The organism is Pseudomonas sp. HY7a-MNA-CIBAN-0227, from assembly GCF_040310325.1.
Lineage (GTDB): Bacteria > Pseudomonadota > Gammaproteobacteria > Pseudomonadales > Pseudomonadaceae > Aquipseudomonas.
In genome coordinates this window covers 336,402-360,186 of record NZ_JBEOPT010000003.1, presented here as the reverse complement: position 1 = coordinate 360,186, position 23,785 = coordinate 336,402, and the positions used below count along the sequence as shown (strand labels likewise).

Sequence of the window (23,785 nt, the reverse complement as noted above, 5' to 3'; positions counted from 1 at the left end):
AGTCCGCAGGTAGGTGATCAATACATGGATGCACCCTTGTCCAAGGCAGCCTGCACACAATCGAGCAGCCTTTGGGTACTCCACGGCTTGGGCAGGAACCGCACCGTGCTGCCCAACTGCTCCGCCATCACTGTGTCGCCTGAGGTCAGCACCACCGACACCGACGGCCAGCGATGGGCGACCACCTTGCTCAAGTCATAGCCATTAAGCAGGCCGGGCATATGGATATCGCTGACAATCAAATCCACCGGATCATCGGCCCGCTCCAGAAAAATCATCCCTTCGTCCGCAGAGGGAAAAGAGGTGACCACCGCGCCGAACTCCTCCAGCACGACGATCATCAGCGAGCGAATGATCTCGTCGTCCTCCAGCACCAAAATCGATGGCTGAGCCATGATCACTACTCCTCCATCAGGGTTAAGTAAGGTGGAGTGGGTGGTGGTTGGATAGGTTCGATTTGATGTGTTACTTGCGATGGGTGGTCATTTGGTAGCCTTTGGGTTGCGCTGTGTCATACGCTCGCCATGTGGGCGAGCATGGCGCTCCCTGTATCTACAGCGGGCAGCTGGAGGGGTATGCGTTCGTGAGCCAGACCTAAAAGCGCTCATCCAATATCGCCGGCAAGCCCGCCCTCTGTCACCTCTCGCTAATCAAGGAGCACCATGTTTATCCGCAATCCCCTGGTCCCTGAACTGGTGGTCACTGACCTCACCACCAGCCTCGACTTCTGGGTCACCCAGATGGGCTTCGACATCGCCTACCAGCGCCCCGAAGAAGGTTTTGCCTACCTTGATCTGCAGGGCGCGCAAATCATGCTGGAACAATACGAGCCCCAGGTCGGGCAGTGGCTCACCGGGCCTTTGGAAGCACCCTTGGGCCGAGGCATTAACCTGCAGATCGATGTTCCCGCCGTAGCGCCGGTCCTGCAGCGTTTGAACGCCATTGGCTGGCCGCTTTTCCGTGACGTTGAAGATGCCTGGTACCGGGCGGATGAGGTGGAGGCGGGGCAAAGGCAATTCCTGGTTCAGGACCCGGACGGTTACCTGGTGCGTTTGGTGGAACGGCTGGGGGAAAGGCCGCTTCAGCAGGCATAATTGACCACGACACCTGATCTGGAGCCCTCAATGACGCACGCCGCTTTACTGACCCTCGTCTTAGTCCTCAACGCCGGCCTGTTCAGCGCTCCGGCGGCAGCGGCGGGCGATGCCGAGGCCGGCGCCAAGCTGTTCAGCAAAACCTGTGGCGGTTGCCATAGCGTCGGGTTGAACGCGCGCGGTTCGTTCGGGCCGCAACTCAACGGCGTGATCGGGCGGCTTGCCGGGACCACCACGGACTATCAGTATTCCGACGCGATGAAAAACTCCGGCGTGGTATGGACCCGGGAGAAGCTGGCCGCGTATATCGAGGCACCGAAAAAAGTGATCAGCGGCACCCGCATGATTTTCTGGGGCATCAGCGATCAGGAAAAGATTGCAAACCTGTTGGCTTATCTTGAGACGTTTCAAACACCATAAGTAACGGGTCGCATACGACATCGAAAAGGACTTCACCACATGGCTGCACCTCGTATCCGGGCGCTCGCGCTCTGCATCTTTCACCGCAATGGACAAATCCTCGTCCATCAGTTCTACGACTCCACCAAACACCACCACCTCTATCGCCCCATCGGTGGCGGCATCGAATTTGGTGAAACCAGCGCCGAGGCCATCGTGCGGGAGGTCCAGGAAGAACTGGAACAACCCATCCACAGCCTGCGACTGTTGGGCACCCTCGAAAGTATCTTCATTTACGCCGGCAATCCGGGACACGAGATTGTCCAGGTCTACGATGGGCAATTCGAGGACCAGCGTCTGTACGAGCTGCCGCATATCGACGGTGAGGAAAGCAATGGTGCTGCGTTCAAGGTGAGCTGGCAGGACAGTTCAAGTTTCAGCGCTGACTCGCCGCTGGTTCCCGAAGGGCTTTACGATTTGCTCAAGGGCGCAGGGTTGCTGAAATGAGCCGCAGACAAGGAGTGAGTACACAGTTTTTTAAACCGGATTCAGCCCCCGCTTTGCAAGGCGGCTGACCCGGAGCCGTATTACGACCCGTGTGGCATTTCTCCCCGTGCGTGGGGCTCATTGTGTGTCCGGGTGTTGACTGAGCGATAGAGAGGGGGCTTGCCATTGGGTTCCTTTATGGCTGCTTGGAGGGTTGGGGCGGCCATGTACCTTGATAACGGAAAGATATTTGGTAGTAGAAATTGGCGGGTTCAATTAGGTGCTGGAAATGAGGTTGGAGGATCGCTATCCAACTTGGGAGGACGTCGAATCCGCCAGCATAGATTTGGGGCTCTTCGTCTAATCCGAGCGCGGTAAGGATGCTTTCGTTGTCCTCAAAGTTTGCTGAGTATTCATCGGCCTCTAAGTTTTCGGTGCGCTTGTCATACCATGCCAATCTGACTTTCATACTCATGAAGAAGTCTCCACTTATTTGTTTATACGGCGTTCATCTTTTGCTGGGCCCCGGCGTTCGCCGGTATAGGGATCAAAGGAGCCCGAGCGCAATGAAAATGCTGTCGTCAGCATGAAAATTTGCTGAGAACTCATCCGCTTTCAAGTATTCACCGTGCTTGTCGTACCGATCACAATCGGATTCTCATGATTGATTACCAAGACTCTCTGTAATCTAAAGCCAGGAAGTAGTCACTTTCAGGAAAGATGATTTTATGTAAGAAGTACGGCTGGATTGTTGTCAGCCATTCTTCACGTAGCTCGAAGACACCGTTGTTAACGTCCTCTTGAACTGACAGTCCTAGCGCCGTCACCACAGCATCATCGTCTCCAATATCTGTCGAACGTTCCATGCCGATACCACGCTCTGTGGTTTCATCGAACCATTGCAGCCTTAGTTTCAATCCCATACGTCCTCACAAATACTTTTTGATATTGCGTTTCTTCTTCATTTTTTTCAGCCGCTGACCAGTAACGTGGCTGAAAGCGCCCAAATGGCTCCCGTCGCTGGCTCTATAAACTTCAAGCTCGCCGTGCTGAGAGTCCCACTCGTAAACTCGTCTTCCCTTTTTATCGTTCCACCGTTCCCTGAGTCCGGCACCGCCTTGCTTGGGGGTTTTAGGTGTCACCGATATCAAATCCGGAAAGCCGACGATTTCGTTTGTATCGGGGGCGAGGTGGTACTTGTGATTCCCCGTCCGAACACTCACCACCACATACAGCGGCCGAACTCCTGAGTCCGCCGGAAACACCAGAATAAAATCCCGATACTCCGGCGGATAAATCGGGTTGACCAGAATCTGCCTGGCTACCTCTGTCGGCGGATAGATCCACATCACCGGCGCTTGCGGCGCAGCTTCCAATGCCGGAATGCCAAGGGTGTCGCCAGGATCAATGGCGGGTGTCCAAATCAGCTCCACGCCCTCGCCGAGCTCTGCCACGAATTGACTGTCGCGGCTTTGGAACTGAACCACGTCGATCATCTGCCAATCGGCATTGTTGCCGGTGTAGAAGCCATACCCTTTGAGCGTGCCGTCCGCCTGCTGCTCGATGTGCAGGCGCATGCGCGAGCGGGCTTGTTGCATCGAACGCAGCTGTTCTTCGCTATAAAGGGCGCTGTCACCCAGCTCCGACGACCAAGCCAAAGCCACCAGCCCTGTCAGCAGTCCGCTTGCCACGGTACCGACCGCCGCTGTAGCGGTTTGCAGTGCCGACCCGCCGAGTACCAATTGCCCGAGGCCTGCGGGCAGGGCATTGCCACTGATTTTGCTGAGAGGAACGCCGTCACCATCGGCCGCACGCCCACCCAATAGTGCGAAGTGGCCGTACTCCTTGACCAGTTCCAGCGGCACGTAACCGGTGGGGTTGTTGTAGCTGATGATGCCGTTTGGCAGTTGGCACGACTTGGCGAATATGTAGCCGGGAATCTTGGCGGGCTCAGGTGCTGGGACAGGCGTTGTGTTGATTAAATCAATGGACGGTGAATAAGGTGCCCGGGAAGGTTGCGGGGTCAGGATTCGTCGTCGAAGAAGTTCTTCTTCACTGATTGGATAGGCGCGTTCTGGCATGGCTGGCTCACTTCCCTGTGCGAGGAAGTGAGCCTATGAGAGCGGGCGAGAACCTGAAATTCTCATTGTTCGATGGTGTGTGTGGGAAAAGTCAGTTTATCAATGGATGCTAAATCCCAGCACTATGGAAAAACCGCCTGCGAATTTTTGGAGACGTCGCTCCGTGTAGAACCAGCGGCGCCAAGAACTTCAGCGATCAATGCGCTACTGGTGAGTCGGCGGCAGGATATTGCTTGTGCTCATGTAGTGAACCTCTGGCGCCAGGTCCGGGTAGTTGAGCGTCATGTCGGTGAGGCATTGCTGTAGCAGCCTCGCGTCTTGGGGCAAGTGTTCGGAGAAGATATCCCAGCCTGAGAGTTGCAGCGTGATGGGCATTTCTACCAGCCCGGTAATGGCATCCCAGAATGCATCCCAGTTTTGGCCGTACCAGTCCGGGAAGCCGAGAACATTGCTCAGGGTGGAGTGGAGTTCTTGGGAGTCCTTGATACTGCTCAAGTCTATTTTTATGACGGGTAATCTAGTCATGTATTCAGTGGGCGTCGGGGTGGGGGGTGTAAGTGTCCCGTCTTTCATGGGGCTTGTTCACTGGATGTCTTTCAAGTAGTCCTTGAGTGTGAGCAGCGGGGCGTTCAGTTTCTCAAGTGTCTGCGCCTGGCTGACTTCAGCGGCCAGCCGCTGCAGCTCGCGACCGAGCGGCTTATCCGTGCCGCCTAAAGCCACCAGTGCCAATCCTGCGCACTCCGAGACCTTAGATTGGATAGCGTCGATATCACCCTGACGCACGAGCAACCCAAAAACCTCCCTCTCATACTCACTCATGACCAGATCGTCCCGCAAAATCGGGCTGCCACCGTCTATCTCATAAGCCAACTTGAGGGCGAAAAGCGCAACCGTCTCCAGCGTCAATTCCATGGTCCAGGTTCCTCTACAGTCGTGTGCGTCTGCCAACAATCACTTTTCTACAGGCGAAAAAAAAGACCTTGAATTTCAAGGTCTTTTTTAAGATGGTGCCCCGAGGGAGACTCGAACTCCCTCAAAAACATCATAAGACCCAGCAATGCCGCGAGTTTAAAGGCTTTCAGTGGCTTTGGGTAGAAATTTTGGGTAGAATTTTGGGTAGAAATGACTAGCGAAGGCTTTTGCTATGACCGATTTTTTAGTCCTGAAATCCGGCACCTACTACGTCCGTCTGGACGTTCCAGAAGACGCACGGGAAGCCTTTTCCGGGCGTAAGGTTTTGACTAAAAGCCTCAAAACTGGCAATCGTTCGGAAGCCCATATTTTCAAACTACGATGGTTGCAGCAGTGGAAAACCGAAATCGAAAAAGCCCGTAGGGGTGAAATCGGCAATTTCCGTGATGATGTTCTTCAAATAGTTGAAAAGCATCAAAGGGCCATAAACCAAGATAAAATTAAGGGGAAACCCGCAAACAATGAAACAAAAATGGGTTTTGAAGTAATCCAATATACACAAGATAAGAAGTTAAGCATCGACCTTGTTAATGAAGCAATTGATATTGCAGCAGGTCGTTCGGACTACTCACCAAAAACCCCATTTTTCAAAAGTCGCCTTGATGGTTTCTATAACTATGAATTAAATCAACGAAAAGTAGACTTGAATACAGTTGATAGACATATAAAGAGAATTAAAGCACTTGATGCCTTTTTGAAAGCTGAGGACTTATTGCTGGATTATGAGGCAGTTGCTTCATTCTTGATTTCAAAAAATCTGGAATCGAAGACAAAGAAACAATATTTGTTTTCGTTTAATGCCTTCTATAATTTCTTGATTAAAAAAGAACCACCATTCAAAGAACGTTATCCAATCAATCCTTTCAAAAGTCATGAATTGAGCCAAGTTAGACGTGGAACACTCAAAAAAGATGAAAGACGTGCTTTTACGGCGGAAGAGGTTGAAACCTTGCATAGTAAAGCAGTTGAAAAAGGAAAGCGTCAATTAGCCGATTTGATTAAGATAGCGGCCTATACGGGAGCACGCATTGAAGAAATATGCCGTTTAAAAACATCGTCAGTTGTTAAAGAGGATGGTGTGGATTGTTTTCATATTACAGAAGGTAAAACACAAGCATCCGTTCGTTTTGTGCCAATTCATCCGGTTCTCATGGAAACGGTCAAACGGCTTGTTAGTTCATCGGACGATGGGTATTTGTTGAAGACAAGCAAAGGTGGGAAGTATGAAACCAAATCGAAAGGTTTAGGTAATCAATTTTCAATCTTCAAGACAGATTTAGGTTTTGATAAAAAATGTGTTTTCCATAGCATTCGCAAAACTGTAATCACTACATTAGAGCGTGCTGATGTTAAGAACCTTGTCATCATTTCGTTGGTTGGCCACAAAGCTGATGGACTGCTAAGAATGACTTTCGATAGATATTCGGAAGGCCCAACCCCAGCATCTAAAATGGATGCTGTTAAACACCTACAATATAAATTCTCAGTATAATTTTTTATTGTTGTCATCATTCATGAGGCTACCTAATTAGGTGGCCTTTTTAATGCCTGCTATACGTTGCTATACGTTGCTATACACTTTCATTCTTTGTTATCTGGCTTATTGAAAGCTATACAACTTGAAAACATTTTAATATATGTTAACTTGATATTAGTAGTTCGAAAACATTACAGGCGAGCAATGTAAATGTATAGCAAGTTCACTTCGTTCACTTACTAACATTTACGCTCGATTTTTCGCACTACGTTTGAAAAATGTATAGCAATCAATATGGAGGATTGTATGAGTGATAAAGAAAGAAAAAGTAATCAGTTAAATTTTAGACTTCCAAAAGATGATATTCAGCTACTCGAAACACAAAGAGCAGCATTAAAGATGACACAGGTAAAATTTATTTCCCATATTATAAATAATGGAATAAATGAAGTCATAGAAGTATGTAGTCCAAAGTTAAGAGAGGATATAGTCACCATTGAAAAAATATTCAGTCAGATTGGCAATAACCTTAATCAAATAGCAGCAGCGTTGAATTCAGGGAAGCAGCCAAACCAAGACATTTTAGATGTTCTGAGCAAATTAGATAAGAACATGGGCGTATTGACAAATAGACTTGAAAGTTTGAAAAAGGAGAAAATAACAATCAAAGGCGATATATGATAAGGAAAAGATTGAGCACCCAGAAAAGCAGGTCAGGAGTATATAAGGCTTCTAAATACTTTCACAAAGATGAGGGATGTGTATTGTTCGAAAGCAACATCTACACACCTATGAACTCATCCAAAAGACAAATTGCGAATGCTATTGCAACATCCATCGAAAATGATGTTGCTGTTAGAACAAAGGGCAGAAAGCAATCAGTTAGAAGTCAGCACGATATGGTCAGCTTTCATACCAATGATAACGTTACCCCTGAACAAGCGAAGCAGATAGTAAAAGAACTCTATGAACAAACGCACAACCTTTCAAATAGAAAGTATGCGTTGGGTGTTCACATTGATACAGATGAGGTTCATGTTCATATTGTGTGGGCTTTAAAAGATTTTAATGGCAAGTGTTACAACGTCAGCAATGACTACCGTGTTATTGAAAGAGAATGTGAAAAGCTTGAACAAAAATACAATCTAATAGTTCCCGAAAATCGAATTTCAAGAGACATGGATGAACTCGACAAAATAAAAGAGCTAACACTGCAAGATAAGAAAGACATTATCAACAAGAAATACAAAGACAAGCATCCATCAACAAAAGAAAGAATGCTTGACGTTCGTGGCGTTATTTCTAACAAGAAACAAATGAAAGACGCTTTGAGTGATTTCCTTAACAATGCTTCCAGCCCATCCGACTTCATCAACCAGATAACCGAGAATGGTTTCAATGTCATTCACAATGGCAAATCATCTTTCTCCATTCAACATGAAGACCAGATATTCAAAGCATCCGAGCTTGGCCTATCTTACAAAACACTTAAAGCGAAACTAGGTGATGACACTGGCTTTGAGCAGACTTTAAAAAATAAGCACAACGTAAAGGAATACGAAAATTGTTCAATCGCTTCAACCGAAGCAGAACCCGACTACATGAAAAAGATTAAACCAAACTCAGTGCTTGCTACTAAGTTCAAGTTTATTCAGCATAGTGACAAGGTTGAATATTTCTATAATTCAGCCAGTAGCAAGAAATCATTCGAGTATTACAAAGACCCATCAAAAGTTTCATTCCATGATTTATCAAGACAGTCAGCAAAGGCTGGCATTCAAAGACTTGTTGCCGACGCCAAACCACCACAATCATTTACAGTGAATGGCCCTGATTACTTCAAGAAGAATGTATGGCTCGAATTTCAGCTAATGGGATTGGAAGCCAAAGGCTTCAAGCTTGAAGGCTACAAACCTACCCCAGCAGATTTAGACGAATTGAAGAAAATTCAGGAGCAATATGCTTCGATGAATAAGAAGGCCGATCCTAAACCGCAACCAGCACCAGAAGCCCCTACGGTGGCCGTAGAAGCACCTAAACCAGTTGAGCCTGTCATGCCTATACCTCTTCAAAAAGCTCCTGAGAAGCCACCAGAGCCTACAAAGCAGGTTGAACAAGAACAGGTAGCACCTACCAACGATGACTTGATTGATGACTTGATGAAAGAGTTTGAGCCATCCAACCCTACACCTGTCGCAGAAGCTCCTACAAAGGCCTTAGAGACACCTACACCAGTAGAGCCTGCCGTAGATGACATTTACGCACCGATGACACCGGAGCCGATTCCAGAGCCTGAAAACCATAAGATTGATGGCGACTATTCAACATATTCGAATGATGAAATTGTTGAAGAATTTGAATGGTTGCAACCGAGACTAACGAAAAGTTTATTTCCGGGCAACAGCACACGAGACATCGCGGGGCATAGAGAAATGGACAACATTCCAGACAATCGTAATGGCATAAAAACTGGAGAGGTTAAGCGTCAATATGAATTAAGACAGAAATTATATAATCTATTTGATGAAATTAAAGAAAGAGACCCGTCAGCCGCAAAACAGCTTGAACAAGCTTTTAAAGCACAGATGGCAAACAAAAGAGCGGTTACGTTTGACTTAAAACCACAGTTAACAAAATAGCCCTATCAGGGCTTTTTATTTGTCTTGGATTTGAAAGTTTCTAATTCCAACTTGTAGCGTTACATCTTTGTTGAACCCGTTAACTTTGCTTACATTTAAGTATTCTTTCATACAATCATTTATAAAGCGTGACAACGGAAATTTGTGAGTATTGGCAATTTCTCTAAATTGATTATGTGTTTCAGCGTCGAGTGTGATGGTGCAAACTTTAAGATTTGCTTTTGCTTTTGGTTTTTTCATTAGTGTCCCTTTCTTATTTATATATATTTATTAGAGCACAAATAAAAGCAAAGTCAAATAAATACATATTTTTCTTGACAAAATTCAGGCACAAAAAAACCAGCATTAGCTGGCTTTGTTATAAGTCCCTTATACATTCGTCTTGATATTCGTAAGGAACTCTACTTTGGTCTACCAGCACCTTGAATGTGTAATCTAATGGGTCAAAAATCAAATGACAAACACTTTTGTCATGTGCATTCTTAACATCTTTATATAAACCATAAAGACCTAGTTTTTTTGTATATTTTAAGATTTCTTTTCTTTTGCTAGTTACCCTTATTAGTTGCATGCTCATAATCTCCTGTTCTTGATAACAATATAACATGCGATTATAAATAATCAATAGATAAGTATTTATTTATTGCAACTCGGCAGCATCAAGCAATGCAGTATCAACAATTTTGTAATTTGCTTTTATATCAATCATTTCTTTTGTGCTCAAATCAATTATGTATTTACCTATTAGTCTTTTTCCGAAAACATCACCGAGCAGGTCATTCTTAAATACTTGTATTTTGCTGTATAGCCTCATTATTTTTAGGTTTCCATTTACAAATATAGAGAACCCAATGAAATCGTTCTTGTCCACAAATGCGAACGCCTTATCAATAACGTCATTCTTGCCTTTCAAGAATGATTTTCTTTTCAGCTCTCTCCACAATGAAAGCGTATTCTTAACGCCGAACATTGCATATCTACGCACAGACCACAGTGCTTGAACTGCTCTAACTTTTTTGTGATTTGAGATTTCCAACTTATCTACATTTAGGACGCCGCCTTTTAACTCGAATTCCAAATTGAATGACTTAGTTAGATACTTCATCACGTATGATGTTGCCTTGCTTTTCTTTGCGTCAATTTCTTCAATTCTTACGGCGTTTTCCGAGTGTCTAAAATGCTTGTTAATCAAGATTACTAATTCGTCATAATGTTTCTTATTAACATACATTAAAGCGTGCTTATGAAAGCACTGGTCTTTGTGAGGTTCGACTGCCCAGAAACCATTCATCTCAATCTTATGTCTATGGATGTCTTTTCTAAAAGCATTCCATAAGCCTTTCAAGTAATCATTGCTATCCTTTGGGGTTGAACCGTCCCAAGAACTAACGCCTTTCGACGGCTTTGGATGAAATCTTGCCGGAGCGGTAAAAGTTATGAAAAGAGGCTTATAGTTAAGTTGTTTGGCATAGGCGTCCAACGATGAGACTTGGATAAATATCTCAGCAAATCTTTGCTTTTCAGTGCTTGCTACTTTCCATAGTGGGATTTTCTTGTTGTTTTCATTAACAAGAGATTTCTTCATTATGTAATCAAGCTGGCTGGCTTCGTCAGCTTCTCTATTGCGAACAACTTCATCACTACAAATCTCAAATGCTCGACCGGAACCAATCAAACCTGAGTGCAGCTTTAAAAGTTCGCTTCTTTGTTTTTGTATTCTTTTTATTTGTGATTTAAGTCTTTTCTCATCAGCAATGTTGATGAGCTTGTCTTTTATAGTTGACCCTTTAATGTCCTTTATTTTGATACCATAACCGATATCCCAATCATTCTTTATGCGTGAAAAAATACTCTCGCCGGAGTCATCGTTGTCGAGGTTTCTCTGCTTTATTATTAGTTGCTCTTGAATTCTCTCGAAAACAAACGTGATATTTTTGACGATTTCGTCCAAATCGCCAGCTAGAATGTATTTATGTCGTATCTTCCAGCATCTATATTCACTGCAAGTGGCAACCCAAGTGAATTTATTTTTGAGGTTTCTTATTTCTTTGGCTATGTTTTCACGCTTTCTTTTTGATGAGTTATTTAACTTATTTTCAAGACATTCCTTTGCAATCATCTTTTTTTCGATGGCTCGCTCAAAAAAATACTGCCTTTCACATTCTGCAAAGAAAAATTCAGGAGTAAGATTTTTAAGGATTATGCGTTGTGGAATAAATATCATGAAAGTTATTATTGTTCGTTACTAATACAAATACCATGCCGTGCATGGTTGTCAAATAAATAAATATTTTTACTTTCTAACCTGTAAAAAAGCTGATTTTTTTAAAAATCAAAAACGGTCAAAAAAACCTATAAAATCAACTTGCGACACTTATTTAAGAGTTATCCAAGAAGAGCAAAAGCAAAAGCCCGCCCTAACAGGCGAAAAGCATCTGGGTATTGCGAACAAAGTTCGCATATCAAAATCAAAAGCGTAGAACTCAAATTTTTATATTCAATAAATTTTGAGTAGCAAAACTTTCAAAAATCAAAACCTTTGAAATTGCCGTTTTTAGACGATTTACCATCTTGTGCGTATGGTAATACCGGGAATTAAAACACGCCGTTTTTAGCTTGTTTCTGTTGACGCACTAGAAAAGTGCATTGAGTTTTTTCTACGTTTTTTGTCGGTTTTTTGAGTTTCAATTTTCTTGGATAGTCGTTTTTTGGCTTAAAATCAATGAAAAACGTTGTCAATAGAAAACCGAAAATATATTTAAGGTGGGACCTTAATTATCAAATAGAGGTCAACCATATTCTTTAAATTTCACAGAATATGAAATGACCATCCACCGCGTTCATCTGGTAATTTTTCAAGCTTGAACAACTTCAACCGCTAAAAACGACCTAGCAGGCCAATATGTTGTATTCAGTCTTTGGTAGGCAGAACATAACTTGATAGCCCTGTATTCACGTAATTCCAGATTTTTTTTGATATTAAGCCGCGATCTAAAAAATACTCAGCAGCAAATAGAACTCTTGGAGCTAATTGTTTTGCATCTTGTATATGGCCATTGGCTGCCAAGTTAACACAATATCTGGTCACAACTTTTAATGCGACCTCTTCATCATTTATCTCATCACGAACAGCTTCATCAACTATGCTTTTATAATCGGATAGCGAAATAAAATTTGGATTCAACTCGTTATCAACTTTATAGTCTTGCCATAATATCTGTTTGACTATTTCGTAATGCTTCTGTCTATTTTTATAGTGCCCAAACATATTAGTTACCTACACCGATGAACCCAGCGAAATAACACAAACACTAACCCATGGCGTGTCATTTTGCCATCATGCTTTTTGTCGCTTTTTATGTAGAGATTTTTGCAGAGCTTAGTGGCAATCTAAATAGTAAATGGTCTGATAATCATTCTTAGGCTAATCCTCACCTGAGTATGAGACACATTCGATCCATGGTTGACCCTTTCCCGCACTGCTGCAGAGCCGCAGCACGTCAAACGGTCTGGATAAGAAGGATAGCTTCAATACACCGTTTCAGGTGTGCAGAGCGAAGCCGAAGCGGACGCCACCGGGAGGCGGTTTTTCCCAAGAAAAGGGTATGAGAAGGGTAGATTTTTTGGATAGAAAAAGGGGTAGAAATTTCTTTCTACCCCTTTTCTAAGTCCTTGATTTACAAGGAAAATTATGGTGCCCCGAGGGAGACTCGAACTCCCACTTCTTGCGAAAACGGATTTTGAATCCGCCGCGTCTACCAATTCCGCCATCAGGGCTCAATGGCGGCGAAGTATAGAGATGAGATTACCGTTGGTCAATCACGTTTCATGGTCAATTTTCACTATTTCCGCTAGACTTCCCGGCCCTGCTAGACGAACCCCATCATGCGCGTTGCTGACTTTACTTTTGAACTCCCTGATTCGCTGATCGCTCGCCACCCTTTGGCCGAGCGTCGCGCCAGTCGACTGTTGACCCTGGACGGGGTCAGCGGTGCCCTTGCACACCGTCAATTCACTGATTTGCTTGAGCATTTGCGCCCAGGCGATTTGATGGTGTTTAACAATACCCGGGTGATTCCGGCGCGGCTGTTTGGCCAGAAGGCTTCCGGCGGCAAGCTGGAGATTCTGGTGGAGCGGGTGCTGGACAGTCATCGCGTGCTGGCCCATGTGCGCTCCAGCAAGTCGCCGAAACCGGGGTCGAAGATTCTCATCGACGGCGGTGGCGAAGCCGAGATGCTGGCGCGTCATGATGCGTTGTTCGAGTTGGGGTTTGCCGAGGAAGTACTGCCGCTGCTGGAGCGGGTCGGGCATATGCCGTTGCCTCCTTATATAGATCGCCCGGACGAAGAGTCGGACCGTGAGCGTTATCAGACGGTGTATTCCGAGCGCCTGGGCGCGGTGGCAGCGCCGACGGCGGGGCTGCATTTTGATCAGCCGTTGTTGGACTCGATTGCCGCCAAGGGCGTCGAGTCTGCATTTGTGACCCTGCACGTGGGGGCCGGGACGTTTCAACCGGTGCGTGTGGATAACATCGAAGACCACCATATGCACAGCGAATGGCTGGAAGTCAGCCAGGACGTCGTGGACGCAGTCAATGCGTGCAAGGCTCGCGGTGGTCGTGTGGTGGCGGTCGGCACCACCAGCGTGCGTTCCCTGGAAAGTGCCGCCCGTGATGGCGTGCTTAAGCCCTTCAGTGGCGACACCGATATCTTTATCTTCCCAGGCCGGCCGTTTCATGTGGTCGATGCCCTGGTGACCAATTTCCATTTGCCGGAATCCACGCTGTTGATGCTGGTGTCGGCGTTCGCTGGTTATCCCGAAGCCATGGCCGCCTATAAAGCGGCCATCGAGCATGGATACCGTTTTTTCAGCTACGGTGATGCGATGTTTATCACCCGCAATCCGGCGCCGACTGCCCCTAAAGAATCGGGCCCAGAGGAACAAGCATGAGTCGTATGTCGTTTGAATTGTTGGCCACTGACGGCAAGGCCCGTCGCGGTCGCCTGACTTTCCCGCGTGGCACCGTCGAGACCCCAGCATTTATGCCGGTCGGCACCTATGGCACCGTAAAAGGCATGCTGCCACGGGATATCGTCGCCACCGGCGCCGAGATGATCCTCGGCAACACCTTCCACCTGTGGCTGCGCCCGGGCACGGAAGTGATCAAGAAGCACGGCGACCTGCATGACTTCATGCAGTGGAAAGGCCCGATTCTTACCGACTCCGGCGGTTTCCAGGTGTTCAGCCTGGGCGCCATGCGCAAGATCAAGGAGGAGGGCGTGACCTTCGCCTCGCCGGTGGACGGCGCCAAGGTGTTCATGGGGCCGGAAGAGTCGATGCAGGTCCAGCGCGACCTAGGCTCCGACGTCGTGATGATTTTCGACGAATGCACGCCTTACCCGGCCGATGAAGAAGTGGCGCGGGTGTCGATGGAGCTGTCGTTGCGCTGGGCCCAGCGTTCGAAGAATGCCCATGGCGATAACACCGCCGCGCTGTTCGGTATCGTCCAGGGCGGCATGCACCAGGGTTTGCGCGAGCGCTCCCTGGAAGGCCTCGACAAGATTGGCTTTGACGGTCTGGCTATCGGCGGTCTGTCGGTGGGCGAGCCCAAGCACGAGATGATCAAGGTGCTGGATTACCTGCCGGGTCTGATGCCGGCTGACAAACCTCGTTACCTTATGGGCGTTGGCAAACCGGAAGATCTCGTAGAGGGTGTGCGCCGCGGTGTGGACATGTTCGATTGCGTGATGCCAACCCGTAATGCCCGCAATGGGCATCTGTTCATTGATACAGGCGTGCTGAAGATCCGTAACGCGTTCCATCGCCATGATGATTCGCCGCTGGATCCCACCTGTGATTGCTACACCTGCCAGAACTTCTCCCGTGCTTATCTGCACCATCTGGACAAATGCGGGGAAATGCTGGGTAGCATGTTGAATACCATCCACAATTTGCGTCACTACCAAGTCCTGATGGCTGGTTTGCGCGAGGCTATTCAACAGGGTACATTGGCCGCCTTTGTCGATGCCTTCTATGCCAAGCGCGGGCTGCCTGTGCCGCCCTTGGACTGATTTTCCCGACCCTAAGATTCACTATTTGCAACTGGAGTGCTAAATGAGCTTTTTTATCTCTAATGCCATGGCTGATGCCGCTGCACCGGCCGCTGCCGGCCCTTTGGGTGGTGGTTTTGAGTGGATTTTCCTGGTCGGCTTCCTGGTCATCTTCTACCTGATGATCTGGCGTCCACAGGCCAAGCGCGCCAAAGAGCAGAAGAACCTGCTGGGCAGCTTGCAGAAAGGTGACGAAGTTGTGACCACTGGCGGCATCGCTGGCAAGATCATCAAGGTTTCCGACGCTTTCGTGGTCCTGGAAGTCTCCGACACCGTTGAAATGAAGTTCCAGAAAGGCGCCATCGCCGCCACGCTGCCAAAAGGCACGCTCAAAGCGATCTAAGTTCCTACCTTTACCAATCGACGGGGCGCGCAAGGCGCCCCGCGTTATAAGCGGGCGGCGTGATGCTGAACAAATACCCTCTGTGGAAATACGTACTGATCCTGGCGGTGCTGGCGATCGGTTTTATTTATTCCGCTCCCAATCTTTATCCTGATGATCCGGCGATCCAGATTACTGGCGCCAGCACTGCGTTGCAGGTCACTCAGGCTGATCTGGACCGCACGAGCAAAGCGCTCACTGCTGCGGGTATCCAGGTTAAAGCAGCCACTTTGGCGGCTGACGCGAAGGGCGGCTTGTTGCGCCTGACCAAGCAAGAAGACCAATTGCCGGCTAAAGACGTTGTGCGCAAGGTCATGGGTGATGACTACGTTGTCGCGCTGAACCTGGCACAGACCACGCCAGCCTGGTTGCGCAGCATTGGCGCGCACCCGATGAAGCTGGGTCTGGACTTGTCCGGTGGTGTGCACTTCCTGCTTGAAGTGGACATGGACAAAGCTCTCGATGCTCGCCTGAAAGTCTACGAGGGCGACGTGAAGAGCCTGCTGCGCAAAGAGCGCCTGCGTTATCGCAGCCTGCCGCAGCTCAACGGTGCCATCCAGCTGGGTTTTGCTGACGAAGCCACCCGCGAACAGGCCCGTGCCCTGATCCGCAAGAGCTTTACCGATTTCGATATCGTACCTGCCGACCTCAATGGTCAAGCGGTGCTGCGTCTGGCGATGACCCCGGCCAAGCTGGCGGAAATCCGCGAATACTCCATCAAGCAGAACTTGACCACGGTACGTAACCGCGTCAACGAGCTGGGTGTGGCCGAGCCACTGGTTCAACGCCAGGGTGCCAACCGCATCGTGGTTGAGCTGCCAGGTGTGCAGGACACCGCTGAAGCCAAGCGGATCCTCGGCAAGACAGCCAACCTTGAGTTCCGCCTGGCCGCCGAGCCGGGTGCTTCCAAAGCCACTTCCGAGACCTTCGAGTTTCGTGAAGGCAATCGTCCACCGGCGCAGATCGAGCGTAGCCTGATCATCACCGGTGACCAGGTTACCGACGCCAAGGCTGGTTTCGGTGAGCAAGGCACGCCTGAAGTGAACATCCGTCTGGATGGTCACGGTGGCGAACTGATGAGCCGCGCAACCCGCAGCAACGTCGGGCGCAGCATGGCGGTTATCTTCATCGAACAGCGTCCAGTCACCACCTACACCAAACAAATGGTCAACGGTGTCGAGAAAGACGTGGCGGTGCAGACCTTCAAGGAAGAGAAGAAGATCATCAGCCTGGCGACCATTCAGTCGCCGCTGGGTGCTCAATTTCGTATCACCGGCCTGAACGGCCAGGGCGAATCGTCTGAGCTGGCGCTGCTGCTACGTGCCGGTGGCCTGGCGGCGCCAATGTACTTTGCTGAAGAGCGCACCATTGGCCCGAGCCTGGGTGCCGACAACATCACTAAAGGTATCGACGCTTCCTTGTGGGGCATGCTGTTCGTGTCGCTGTTCATCATCGCCATCTATCGCTTCTTCGGCATCATCGCCACGGTTGCGCTGAGTGTGAACATGGTGCTGCTGCTGGCCCTGATGTCGCTGCTGGGGGCTACGCTGACCCTGCCAGGCATCGCCGGTATCGTATTGACCATGGGTATGGCGGTGGATGCCAACGTGTTGATCTTCTCGCGGATTCGTGAAGAGATCGCCGCTGGTATGACGGTGCAAAGGGCAATCAGCGAAGGCTTCGGCCGGGCATTTACCGCGATTCTTGACTCCAACTTGACCACCTTGCTGGTCGGCGGGATTCTCTTTGCTATGGGCACAGGCCCAGTCAAAGGCTTTGCGGTGACCATGTCCCTCGGGATCTTTACCTCGATGTTCACGGCCATCATGGTGACCCGCGCAATGGTCAACCTGATCTTTGGCGGACGTGACTTCAAGAAGTTGTGGATTTAAGGGGCTGCCATGTTACGTACAATCAACTTCATGGGCGTTCGCAACGTTGCGTTCGGCATCACTGTGCTCCTTACCGTTCTGGCGTTGTTCAGCTGGTTCCATAAGGGCCTGAACTACGGTCTGGACTTCACTGGCGGTACGCTCATTGAGCTGACCTACGAGAAGCCGGCCGATGTCGCCAAGGTGCGGACTCAGTTGGTCGAGTCTGGCTATCACGACGCCATCGTGCAGAGTTTTGGTGCGACCACAGACCTGCTGGTGCGGATGCCGGGCGAAGATCCACAATTGGGTCACCAGGTAGCTGAAGCCTTGCTCAAGGTGGGTGGCGACAACCCGGCCTCGGTCAAGCGCGTTGAGTTCGTAGGTCCGCAAGTGGGTGAAGAGCTGCGCGACCAGGGCGGCCTCGGCATGCTGATGGCTCTGGTCGGCATCATGATTTACCTGGCTTTCCGCTTTCAGTGGAAGTTCGGGGTCGGCGCTATTGTGTCGCTAATCCACGACGTGATCGTGACCGTGGGTATCCTGGCTTACTTCCAGATCACCTTCGATCTGACGGTATTGGCGGCGGTGCTGGCGATCATTGGTTACTCCCTCAACGACACCATCGTGGTATTTGACCGGGTTCGCGAGAACTTTCGGGTGCTGCGCAAGGCGACGTTGATCGACAATATCAATATCTCCACCACCCAGACCCTGTTGCGCACGATGGCGACTTCGATCTCCACCTTGCTGGCAATTACCGCACTGATGGTGTTCGGTGGCGACAACCTGTGGGGCTTCTCCCTGGCGCTGTTTATCGGCGTTCTGGCGGGTACCTACTCGTCGATCTACATCGCTAACGTGGTGTTGATCTGGCTGAACCTCAGCAGCGAAGACTTGATCCCTCCAGTTAGCACTGACAAGGAGGTTGACGACCGTCCTTGATGGGCGATTGTTGGTCCGCTGTTACAAAGAAGGCGCGAGTATTGAACTCGCGCCTTTTTTTTTGCTCCAAGGCTGGGTATAGCGCGGACGTTTCAGTCCGTTTGTGATGGTCAGGAGGTTCAAGTGAACAAGTCGTTACTGGTTGGTGCGGTATTGGGTGCTGTCGGTGTGACTGCCGGGGGTGCTGTTGCCACCTACAGCCTGGTAAAAAGCGGCCCTGAGTATGCGCAAGTGCTGGCAGTGCAGCCGGTGAAAACCCAGATCAAAACCCCTCGTGAGGTCTGCAAGGACGTTGCTGTGACCCGGCAGAAGCCGGTGCAGGATCAGCATCAGATCATCGGCAGTGTCGTAGGTGCCGTGGCCGGTGGCTTGCTGGGTAACCAGATCGGTGGCGGCAATGGCAAGAAGATCGCCACTGTAGCCGGTGCGGTCGGTGGCGGTTATGCCGGTAACAAGGTTCAGGAAGGCATGCAAAATCGCGATACCTACACAACCACCCAGACCCGTTGCAACACTGTGAATGACATCAGTGACAAGGTAGTGGGTTATGACGTGCGGTATCTGCTGGATGGTAAGGAAGGCTCCGTGCGCATGGAGCGTGATCCAGGCGGCCAGATTCCGGTCGACAAGGAAGGGCATCTGGTTATCGGTCAGAACCAGCAGTAAGCCAGCCGTTCAGGTAGAACGCCAGGTATAAAAAAAGCACCCCTAGGGGTGCTTTTTTGTGCTCGTTCGCTTAACGCTTTAGCGAAGCCGGCAGGTGCGGCTGGATCGCCGTCAGTACTGCCTTGAAGCATTTGGTGTTGCCAGCTACCACGTGACCCTTCTCCAGGAAGTCGTGACCGCCGGTGAAGTCGCTCACCAGGCCGCCTGCTTCTTGAATCAGCAGCGCGCCTGCAGCCATGTCCCACTCGGACAGGCCCGACTCCCAGAACGCATCAAAACGACCAGCGGCCACATAAGCCAGGTCCAGGCTTGCCGAGCCAGCGCGACGGATGCCAGCGGTCTGGCCTACCAGGGCGCGGAACATGCCCAGGTAGTTTTCCAGGTTGTCCATCTGGTCATCACGGAACGGGAAGCCGGTACCCAGCAGGGCGCCATCCAGGCTGGTACGACCGCTGACGCGCAGGCGACGACCGTTCAGCTGGGCGCCACGGCCACGGCTGGCGGTGAATTCTTCCTGGCGAACCGGGTCCAGAACAACGGCGTGTTCCAGGCGGCCACGGTATTTGCAGGCAATGCTCACGGCAAAGTGCGGGATGCCGCGCAGGAAGTTGGTGGTGCCGTCCAGTGGGTCGATGATCCACAGGTACTCTTCGCCTTCGCCGCTACCTTTGTGCAGGCCGGTTTCTTCACCGAGGATGCCGTGGGTAGGGTAGGCCTTGCGCAGAGCGTCGATGATTTTCTGCTCGGCCGCGCGATCGATCTCGGATACGTAATCCTTGGCGTCTTTTTCGTCGACCTTGATGGTATCCAGGCGCTCGATGGAGCGGAAGATCAATTCACTGGCGCTGCGGGCGGCGCGCAGCGCGATATTCAGCATGGGCTGCATGGATGTGTCACCTAAGGTTGTTAAAGAAAGCCGGGCATTCTAGCAGAAACTTTCTTCAGGTGGAGGGCGACGTTAGCTTTCATGGCATAACCTTGGGCTGTTCTGTAAGATTTGCCCCCCTTTCCTGTGTCCGAGAGCGCCTCCCTTGCTGCAAAACATTCGTGTCGTCCTCGTCAATACCAGTCATCCCGGCAATATCGGCGGGGTGGCGCGAGCCATGAAGAACATGGGGCTAACGCGCCTGGTGCTGGTCGAACCGCGCCTGTTTCCGCACCACGAGGCGGATGCCCGTGCCTCCGGCGCCAATGACGTCCTCGCAAGTGCCCAAGTGGTCGCCACGCTGGAAGACGCCCTGGTGGGCTGCAATCTGGTGCTCGGCACCAGTGCTCGCGACCGCCGCATCCCCTGGCCACTGCTTGATCCTCGTGAGTGCGGCACAAAAGTCGTCGAGGAAGCCGCTGGCGGCGCCGAAATCGCCTTGGTATTCGGTCGTGAAGATTCCGGCCTGACCAATGACGAGCTGCAGCGATGTCATTATCACGTGCATATCCCATCAGACCCCGAATTCAGCTCGCTGAATCTCGGGGCAGCGGTGCAGGTGTTGAGTTATGAAGTGCGCATGTCCTGGCTGGCGGTTCAAGGTCAGCCGAGTAAAGTGGAGAAGGACGAGGTAGCGTCGACCAAAAGTGGCGAGTTGGCCACCATGGACGAATTGGAGCGATTCTATGAGCACCTGGAGCAAACCCTGGTAGCCATCGAATTCCTCGATCCGGAAAAACCACGGCACTTGATGGCTCGCCTGCGCCGGTTGTACGGACGCAGCTCGGTCAGTCGGGCAGAAATGAATATATTGCGTGGCATCCTCACGGAAACCCAGAAAGCGGCCCGTGGCGAGCTTCTTAAGCGGAAGGATTAAAAATGTTCGAGCGTTTGCGAGAAGATATCCAGAGTGTTTTTCATCGTGATCCGGCGGCGCGTAACGCCTTTGAAGTGCTGACCTGCTATCCGGGCATGCATGCGATCTGGATTCACCGATTGTCCGGTGCTCTGTGGAATATGGGTTGGAAGTGGCTGGCGCGGGTGGTCTCCAACTTTGGCCGCTGGTTGACCGGCATCGAGATTCACCCTGGCGCAAAGGTCGGTCGTCGGTTCTTTATCGACCACGGCATGGGTATTGTGATTGGCGAGACCGCCGAGATTGGTGATGACGTGACGCTGTACCAGGGTGTGACCCTCGGTGGGACCACCTGGAACAAGGGTAAGCGCCACCCGACGCTGGAAGATGGCGTTGTAGTCGGGGCAGGCGCCAAGGTGCTCGGGCCGTTTACTGTCGGCGCCGGTGCCAAGGTTGGCTCCAATGCCGTGGTCACCAAGGCTGTGCCGCCCGGTGCAACGGTCGTCGGCATTCCGGGTCGGATCATCGTCAAGGCTGAGGCGAGTGGCGAGCAGGAAGCCAAGCGCAAAGCTATGGCGGAAAAGATTGGTTTCGATGCCTATGGCGTTAGCGAAGACATGCCCGACCCAGTGGCCCGAGCCATCGGCCAGTTGCTTGATCATCTGCAAGCGGTGGACGGCAAGCTGGATGGCATGTGCGGCGCGTTGAAGGAGCTGGGCAGCAGCTACTGCGCCAAGGACCTGCCGGAACTGCGCGAAGAAGACTTCGCCGAGATCAAGGACGAAGGCGCCAGCAAGGCGGGCTAATCCCCTCCCATCTGTAGGTGCGAGCTTGCTCGCGAAAAGCTTGAGAGCGACGCGGGCATCCAGACACCCCGCGTAATCGCTCGCGTCCATCGCGAGCAAGCGCGCTCCTACATTTGATCGGCGTGGCTTCAGCTCCGCTGTTCGATGCCATCTCGCCCTGCTATTATTCGCGCGCCCGTTTTGCGGGTATTCCCGACTAAGGTACTAGGTCTTATAGTTGACTTAAATACTCGGGAATTGCATACTTGCTCCTATTCTGAAACACCTTGGTACTTGTCCATGAGACTGACTACAAAAGGCCGATACGCAGTGACCGCCATGCTTGACTTGGCCCTGCACGCGCAAAATGGGCCGGTGTCCCTGGCCGATATCTCTGAGCGCCAAGGCATTTCCCTGTCTTACCTCGAACAGTTGTTCGCCAAATTGCGCCGCAGCAATCTGGTTTCCAGTGTTCGTGGGCCAGGTGGTGGTTATCAGTTGTCCCGCGACATGCAGGGCATCCAGGTGGCCCAGGTGATCGATGCGGTCAACGAATCCGTCGATGCTACCAAATGCCAGGGGTTGGGTGATTGCCATGCCGGCGACACCTGCCTGACGCACCACTTGTGGTGCGATCTGAGCCTGCAGATCCATGAATTTTTGAGTGGTATCAGCTTGGCTGATCTTGTGACTCGCCGTGAGGTGCAAGAAGTAGCCCAGCGTCAGGACCAGCGCCGCTGTAACACCAGGGCGCCGCGTCTGGACAAGATTGAAGCGTCCGCCGTCGAGTGACAGCCGAAGAGCTAACGGCACGCCAGCCAGCCTGATTTAGGAGAAAGTCCATGAAATTGCCGATTTACCTTGATTACTCAGCGACCACCCCGGTTGATCCGCGTGTCGCGCAAAAGATGAGTGAGTGCCTGCTGGTTGACGGAAACTTCGGCAACCCGGCGTCCCGTTCCCACGTTTTCGGCTGGAAAGCCGAAGAGTCCGTGGAAAACGCTCGTCGCCAGGTCGCTGACCTGGTCAATGCCGACCCGCGTGAGATCGTCTGGACCTCCGGTGCCACCGAGTCCGACAACCTGGCGATCAAGGGCGCAGCGCATTTCTACGCCACCAAGGGCAAACACCTGATCACCACCAAGATTGAGCATAAGGCTGTCCTCGACACCATGCGCCAACTGGAGCGTGAAGGGTTTGAAGTTACCTACATCGAGCCTACTACTGAAGGCCTGGTGACTCCTGCGATGATCGAAGCCGCGATGCGTGAAGACACCATCCTGGTTTCCATCATCCACGTGAACAACGAAATCGGCACCATCAACGACATCGCCGCGATCGGTGAGCTGACCCGCTCCAGGGGCGTGTTGCTGCACGTCGACGCCGCTCAGTCCACCGGTAAGGTCGATATCGACCTGTCGAAGCTGAAAGTCGACCTGATGTCGTTCTCTGCCCACAAGACTTATGGCCCTAAAGGCATCGGCGCCCTCTACGTGAGTCGCAAGCCTCGCGTGCGCATCGAAGCGACCATGCATGGTGGCGGTCACGAGCGTGGCATGCGTTCTGGCACCCTGGCGACCCACCAGATCGTTGGCATGGGCGAAGCCTTCCGTGTGGCCAAGGAAGACATGGCTGCCGAAAACGTGCGTATCAAGGCGTTGAGCGACCGCTTCTACAAGCAGGTCGAAAACCTTGAAGAGCTGTACATCAACGGCAGCATGACTGCCCGCGTACCGCACAACCTGAATTTGAGCTTCAACTACGTCGAAGGCGAGTCGCTGATCATGGCGCTCAAGGACCTGGCGGTTTCGTCCGGTTCGGCCTGTACCTCGGCTTCCCTTGAACCGTCCTACGTCCTGCGCGCCCTGGGCCGCAACGACGAATTGGCGCACAGCTCAATCCGTTTCACGTTCGGCCGTTTCACCACTGAAGAAGAAGTCGATTACGCCGCGCAGAAAGTCTGCGAGGCCGTCACCAAGCTGCGTACCTTGTCGCCGCTGTGGGACATGTACAAAGACGGTATCGATATTTCCAAGATCGAGTGGGCGGCACACTAACTATAGAAGCCGCCACCCAAGGGTTCTGTAAGTACGTGGC

General features: G+C 50.8%; 26 protein-coding genes and 1 tRNA gene. 16 read left to right on the top strand and 11 right to left on the bottom strand.

The genetic code is table 11. The annotated features are described in order from the left end of the window. Positions 1–17 precede the first annotated feature (17 nt). The gene (locus AAEZ06_RS07770) at positions 18–395 is read right to left on the bottom strand and encodes a response regulator (protein WP_149411661.1); all 378 of its coding nucleotides are present in this window, start codon (positions 393–395) and stop codon (positions 18–20) included. Positions 396–662: 267 nt separating this feature from the next. Between AAEZ06_RS07770 and AAEZ06_RS07765 the strand changes: the two genes are divergently transcribed. From AAEZ06_RS07765 to AAEZ06_RS07755, 3 genes are read left to right on the top strand one after another with little or no spacing between them, the layout of a single operon-like run. Then, on the top strand, positions 663–1,094 hold the full coding sequence (locus AAEZ06_RS07765; RefSeq protein ID WP_149411660.1) for a bleomycin resistance protein: 432 nt from the start codon (positions 663–665) through the stop codon (positions 1,092–1,094). 30 nt (positions 1,095–1,124) lie between these two features. Next, positions 1,125–1,514 (top strand): c-type cytochrome, encoded by a 390-nt coding sequence (locus AAEZ06_RS07760; RefSeq protein WP_149411659.1) that lies wholly within the window; start codon positions 1,125–1,127, stop codon positions 1,512–1,514. Positions 1,515–1,553: 39 nt separating this feature from the next. Next, complete coding sequence (locus tag AAEZ06_RS07755) at positions 1,554–2,000, top strand: NUDIX hydrolase (RefSeq protein ID WP_149411658.1); 447 nt, start codon at positions 1,554–1,556, stop codon at positions 1,998–2,000. Positions 2,001–2,175: 175 nt separating this feature from the next. Here AAEZ06_RS07755 and AAEZ06_RS07750 read toward each other — a convergent pair whose 3' ends face one another. From AAEZ06_RS07750 to AAEZ06_RS07730, 5 genes are all read right to left on the bottom strand, one after another. Continuing rightward, a complete protein-coding gene (locus AAEZ06_RS07750; protein ID WP_149411657.1) occupies positions 2,176–2,454 on the bottom strand; it encodes a colicin E3-like toxin immunity protein in 279 nt (92 codons plus the stop codon). A 193-nt stretch (positions 2,455–2,647) separates the two neighbouring features. Continuing rightward, positions 2,648–2,902 (bottom strand): colicin E3-like toxin immunity protein, encoded by a 255-nt coding sequence (locus AAEZ06_RS07745; RefSeq protein WP_350613724.1) that lies wholly within the window; start codon positions 2,900–2,902, stop codon positions 2,648–2,650. Between the two features lie 6 nt (positions 2,903–2,908). After that, positions 2,909–4,060, bottom strand: coding sequence for an S-type pyocin domain-containing protein (locus tag AAEZ06_RS07740; protein ID WP_350613722.1), 1,152 nt, complete (start codon positions 4,058–4,060; stop codon positions 2,909–2,911). Positions 4,061–4,264: 204 nt separating this feature from the next. After that, on the bottom strand, positions 4,265–4,585 hold the full coding sequence (locus AAEZ06_RS07735) for a barstar family protein (protein ID WP_149411655.1): 321 nt from the start codon (positions 4,583–4,585) through the stop codon (positions 4,265–4,267). Between the two features lie 57 nt (positions 4,586–4,642). Continuing rightward, positions 4,643–4,972 (bottom strand): hypothetical protein, encoded by a 330-nt coding sequence (locus tag AAEZ06_RS07730; protein ID WP_149411654.1) that lies wholly within the window; start codon positions 4,970–4,972, stop codon positions 4,643–4,645. Positions 4,973–5,204: 232 nt separating this feature from the next. Here AAEZ06_RS07730 and AAEZ06_RS07725 point away from each other — a divergent pair, with 232 nt between their 5' ends. The 3 genes from AAEZ06_RS07725 (at position 5,205) to AAEZ06_RS07715 (ending at position 9,148) form a co-directional block, all read left to right on the top strand. Beyond that, positions 5,205–6,524, top strand: a complete 1,320-nt coding sequence (locus AAEZ06_RS07725; RefSeq protein WP_028624202.1) for a DUF6538 domain-containing protein — start codon at positions 5,205–5,207, stop codon at positions 6,522–6,524. A gap of 291 nt (positions 6,525–6,815) precedes the next feature. Next, a complete protein-coding gene (gene mobC / locus AAEZ06_RS07720) occupies positions 6,816–7,190 on the top strand; it encodes a plasmid mobilization relaxosome protein MobC (RefSeq protein ID WP_033050921.1) in 375 nt (124 codons plus the stop codon). Between the two features lie 11 nt (positions 7,191–7,201). After that, a complete protein-coding gene (locus AAEZ06_RS07715) occupies positions 7,202–9,148 on the top strand; it encodes a relaxase/mobilization nuclease domain-containing protein (RefSeq protein ID WP_161781308.1) in 1,947 nt (648 codons plus the stop codon). A gap of 15 nt (positions 9,149–9,163) precedes the next feature. Here AAEZ06_RS07715 and AAEZ06_RS07710 read toward each other — a convergent pair whose 3' ends face one another. From AAEZ06_RS07710 to AAEZ06_RS07695, 4 genes are all read right to left on the bottom strand, one after another. Next, entirely contained in the window at positions 9,164–9,388 is a 225-nt protein-coding gene (locus AAEZ06_RS07710) for a hypothetical protein (RefSeq protein ID WP_143129380.1), read from the bottom strand. A 400-nt stretch (positions 9,389–9,788) separates the two neighbouring features. After that, on the bottom strand, positions 9,789–11,372 hold the full coding sequence (locus AAEZ06_RS07705) for a replication endonuclease (RefSeq protein ID WP_028624199.1): 1,584 nt from the start codon (positions 11,370–11,372) through the stop codon (positions 9,789–9,791). Positions 11,373–12,059: 687 nt separating this feature from the next. Beyond that, a complete protein-coding gene (locus AAEZ06_RS07700; RefSeq protein ID WP_143129379.1) occupies positions 12,060–12,416 on the bottom strand; it encodes a hypothetical protein in 357 nt (118 codons plus the stop codon). A 424-nt stretch (positions 12,417–12,840) separates the two neighbouring features. Further along, positions 12,841–12,925: transfer RNA gene (locus AAEZ06_RS07695), tRNA-Leu, on the bottom strand. A gap of 108 nt (positions 12,926–13,033) precedes the next feature. Between AAEZ06_RS07695 and queA the strand changes: the two genes are divergently transcribed. The 6 genes from queA (at position 13,034) to AAEZ06_RS07665 (ending at position 19,122) form a co-directional block, all read left to right on the top strand. Continuing rightward, entirely contained in the window at positions 13,034–14,098 is a 1,065-nt protein-coding gene (gene queA / locus AAEZ06_RS07690) for a tRNA preQ1(34) S-adenosylmethionine ribosyltransferase-isomerase QueA (protein WP_149411646.1), read from the top strand. A 5-nt stretch (positions 14,099–14,103) separates the two neighbouring features. Continuing rightward, positions 14,104–15,219, top strand: a complete 1,116-nt coding sequence (tgt, locus tag AAEZ06_RS07685) for a tRNA guanosine(34) transglycosylase Tgt (protein ID WP_178114438.1) — start codon at positions 14,104–14,106, stop codon at positions 15,217–15,219. A 43-nt stretch (positions 15,220–15,262) separates the two neighbouring features. Then, positions 15,263–15,601, top strand: a complete 339-nt coding sequence (yajC, locus tag AAEZ06_RS07680) for a preprotein translocase subunit YajC (RefSeq protein WP_133102070.1) — start codon at positions 15,263–15,265, stop codon at positions 15,599–15,601. A 62-nt stretch (positions 15,602–15,663) separates the two neighbouring features. Continuing rightward, positions 15,664–17,532: a protein translocase subunit SecD gene (secD, locus tag AAEZ06_RS07675; protein WP_350613716.1), complete on the top strand. Its 1,869-nt coding sequence runs from the start codon at positions 15,664–15,666 to the stop codon at positions 17,530–17,532. 9 nt (positions 17,533–17,541) lie between these two features. After that, a complete protein-coding gene (gene secF / locus AAEZ06_RS07670) occupies positions 17,542–18,456 on the top strand; it encodes a protein translocase subunit SecF (RefSeq protein WP_149411644.1) in 915 nt (304 codons plus the stop codon). 123 nt (positions 18,457–18,579) lie between these two features. After that, positions 18,580–19,122, top strand: a complete 543-nt coding sequence (locus AAEZ06_RS07665; protein WP_133102073.1) for a glycine zipper 2TM domain-containing protein — start codon at positions 18,580–18,582, stop codon at positions 19,120–19,122. A gap of 70 nt (positions 19,123–19,192) precedes the next feature. On the opposite strand, the gene suhB is transcribed toward AAEZ06_RS07665, so the two are convergent. Further along, the gene (suhB, locus tag AAEZ06_RS07660; protein ID WP_149411643.1) at positions 19,193–20,008 is read right to left on the bottom strand and encodes a type III secretion system regulator SuhB; all 816 of its coding nucleotides are present in this window, start codon (positions 20,006–20,008) and stop codon (positions 19,193–19,195) included. 145 nt (positions 20,009–20,153) lie between these two features. On the opposite strand from suhB, the gene trmJ reads away from it, so the two are divergent. The 4 genes from trmJ (at position 20,154) to AAEZ06_RS07640 (ending at position 23,745) form a co-directional block, all read left to right on the top strand. Further along, positions 20,154–20,924: a tRNA (cytosine(32)/uridine(32)-2'-O)-methyltransferase TrmJ gene (gene trmJ / locus AAEZ06_RS07655; RefSeq protein ID WP_350613712.1), complete on the top strand. Its 771-nt coding sequence runs from the start codon at positions 20,154–20,156 to the stop codon at positions 20,922–20,924. Between the two features lie 2 nt (positions 20,925–20,926). Further along, positions 20,927–21,709: a serine O-acetyltransferase gene (cysE, locus tag AAEZ06_RS07650; RefSeq protein WP_149411641.1), complete on the top strand. Its 783-nt coding sequence runs from the start codon at positions 20,927–20,929 to the stop codon at positions 21,707–21,709. Positions 21,710–21,988: 279 nt separating this feature from the next. Next, entirely contained in the window at positions 21,989–22,480 is a 492-nt protein-coding gene (gene iscR, locus AAEZ06_RS07645) for a Fe-S cluster assembly transcriptional regulator IscR (protein WP_133102077.1), read from the top strand. A gap of 50 nt (positions 22,481–22,530) precedes the next feature. Beyond that, a complete protein-coding gene (locus AAEZ06_RS07640; protein WP_149411640.1) occupies positions 22,531–23,745 on the top strand; it encodes an IscS subfamily cysteine desulfurase in 1,215 nt (404 codons plus the stop codon). Positions 23,746–23,785: the final 40 nt, after the last annotated feature.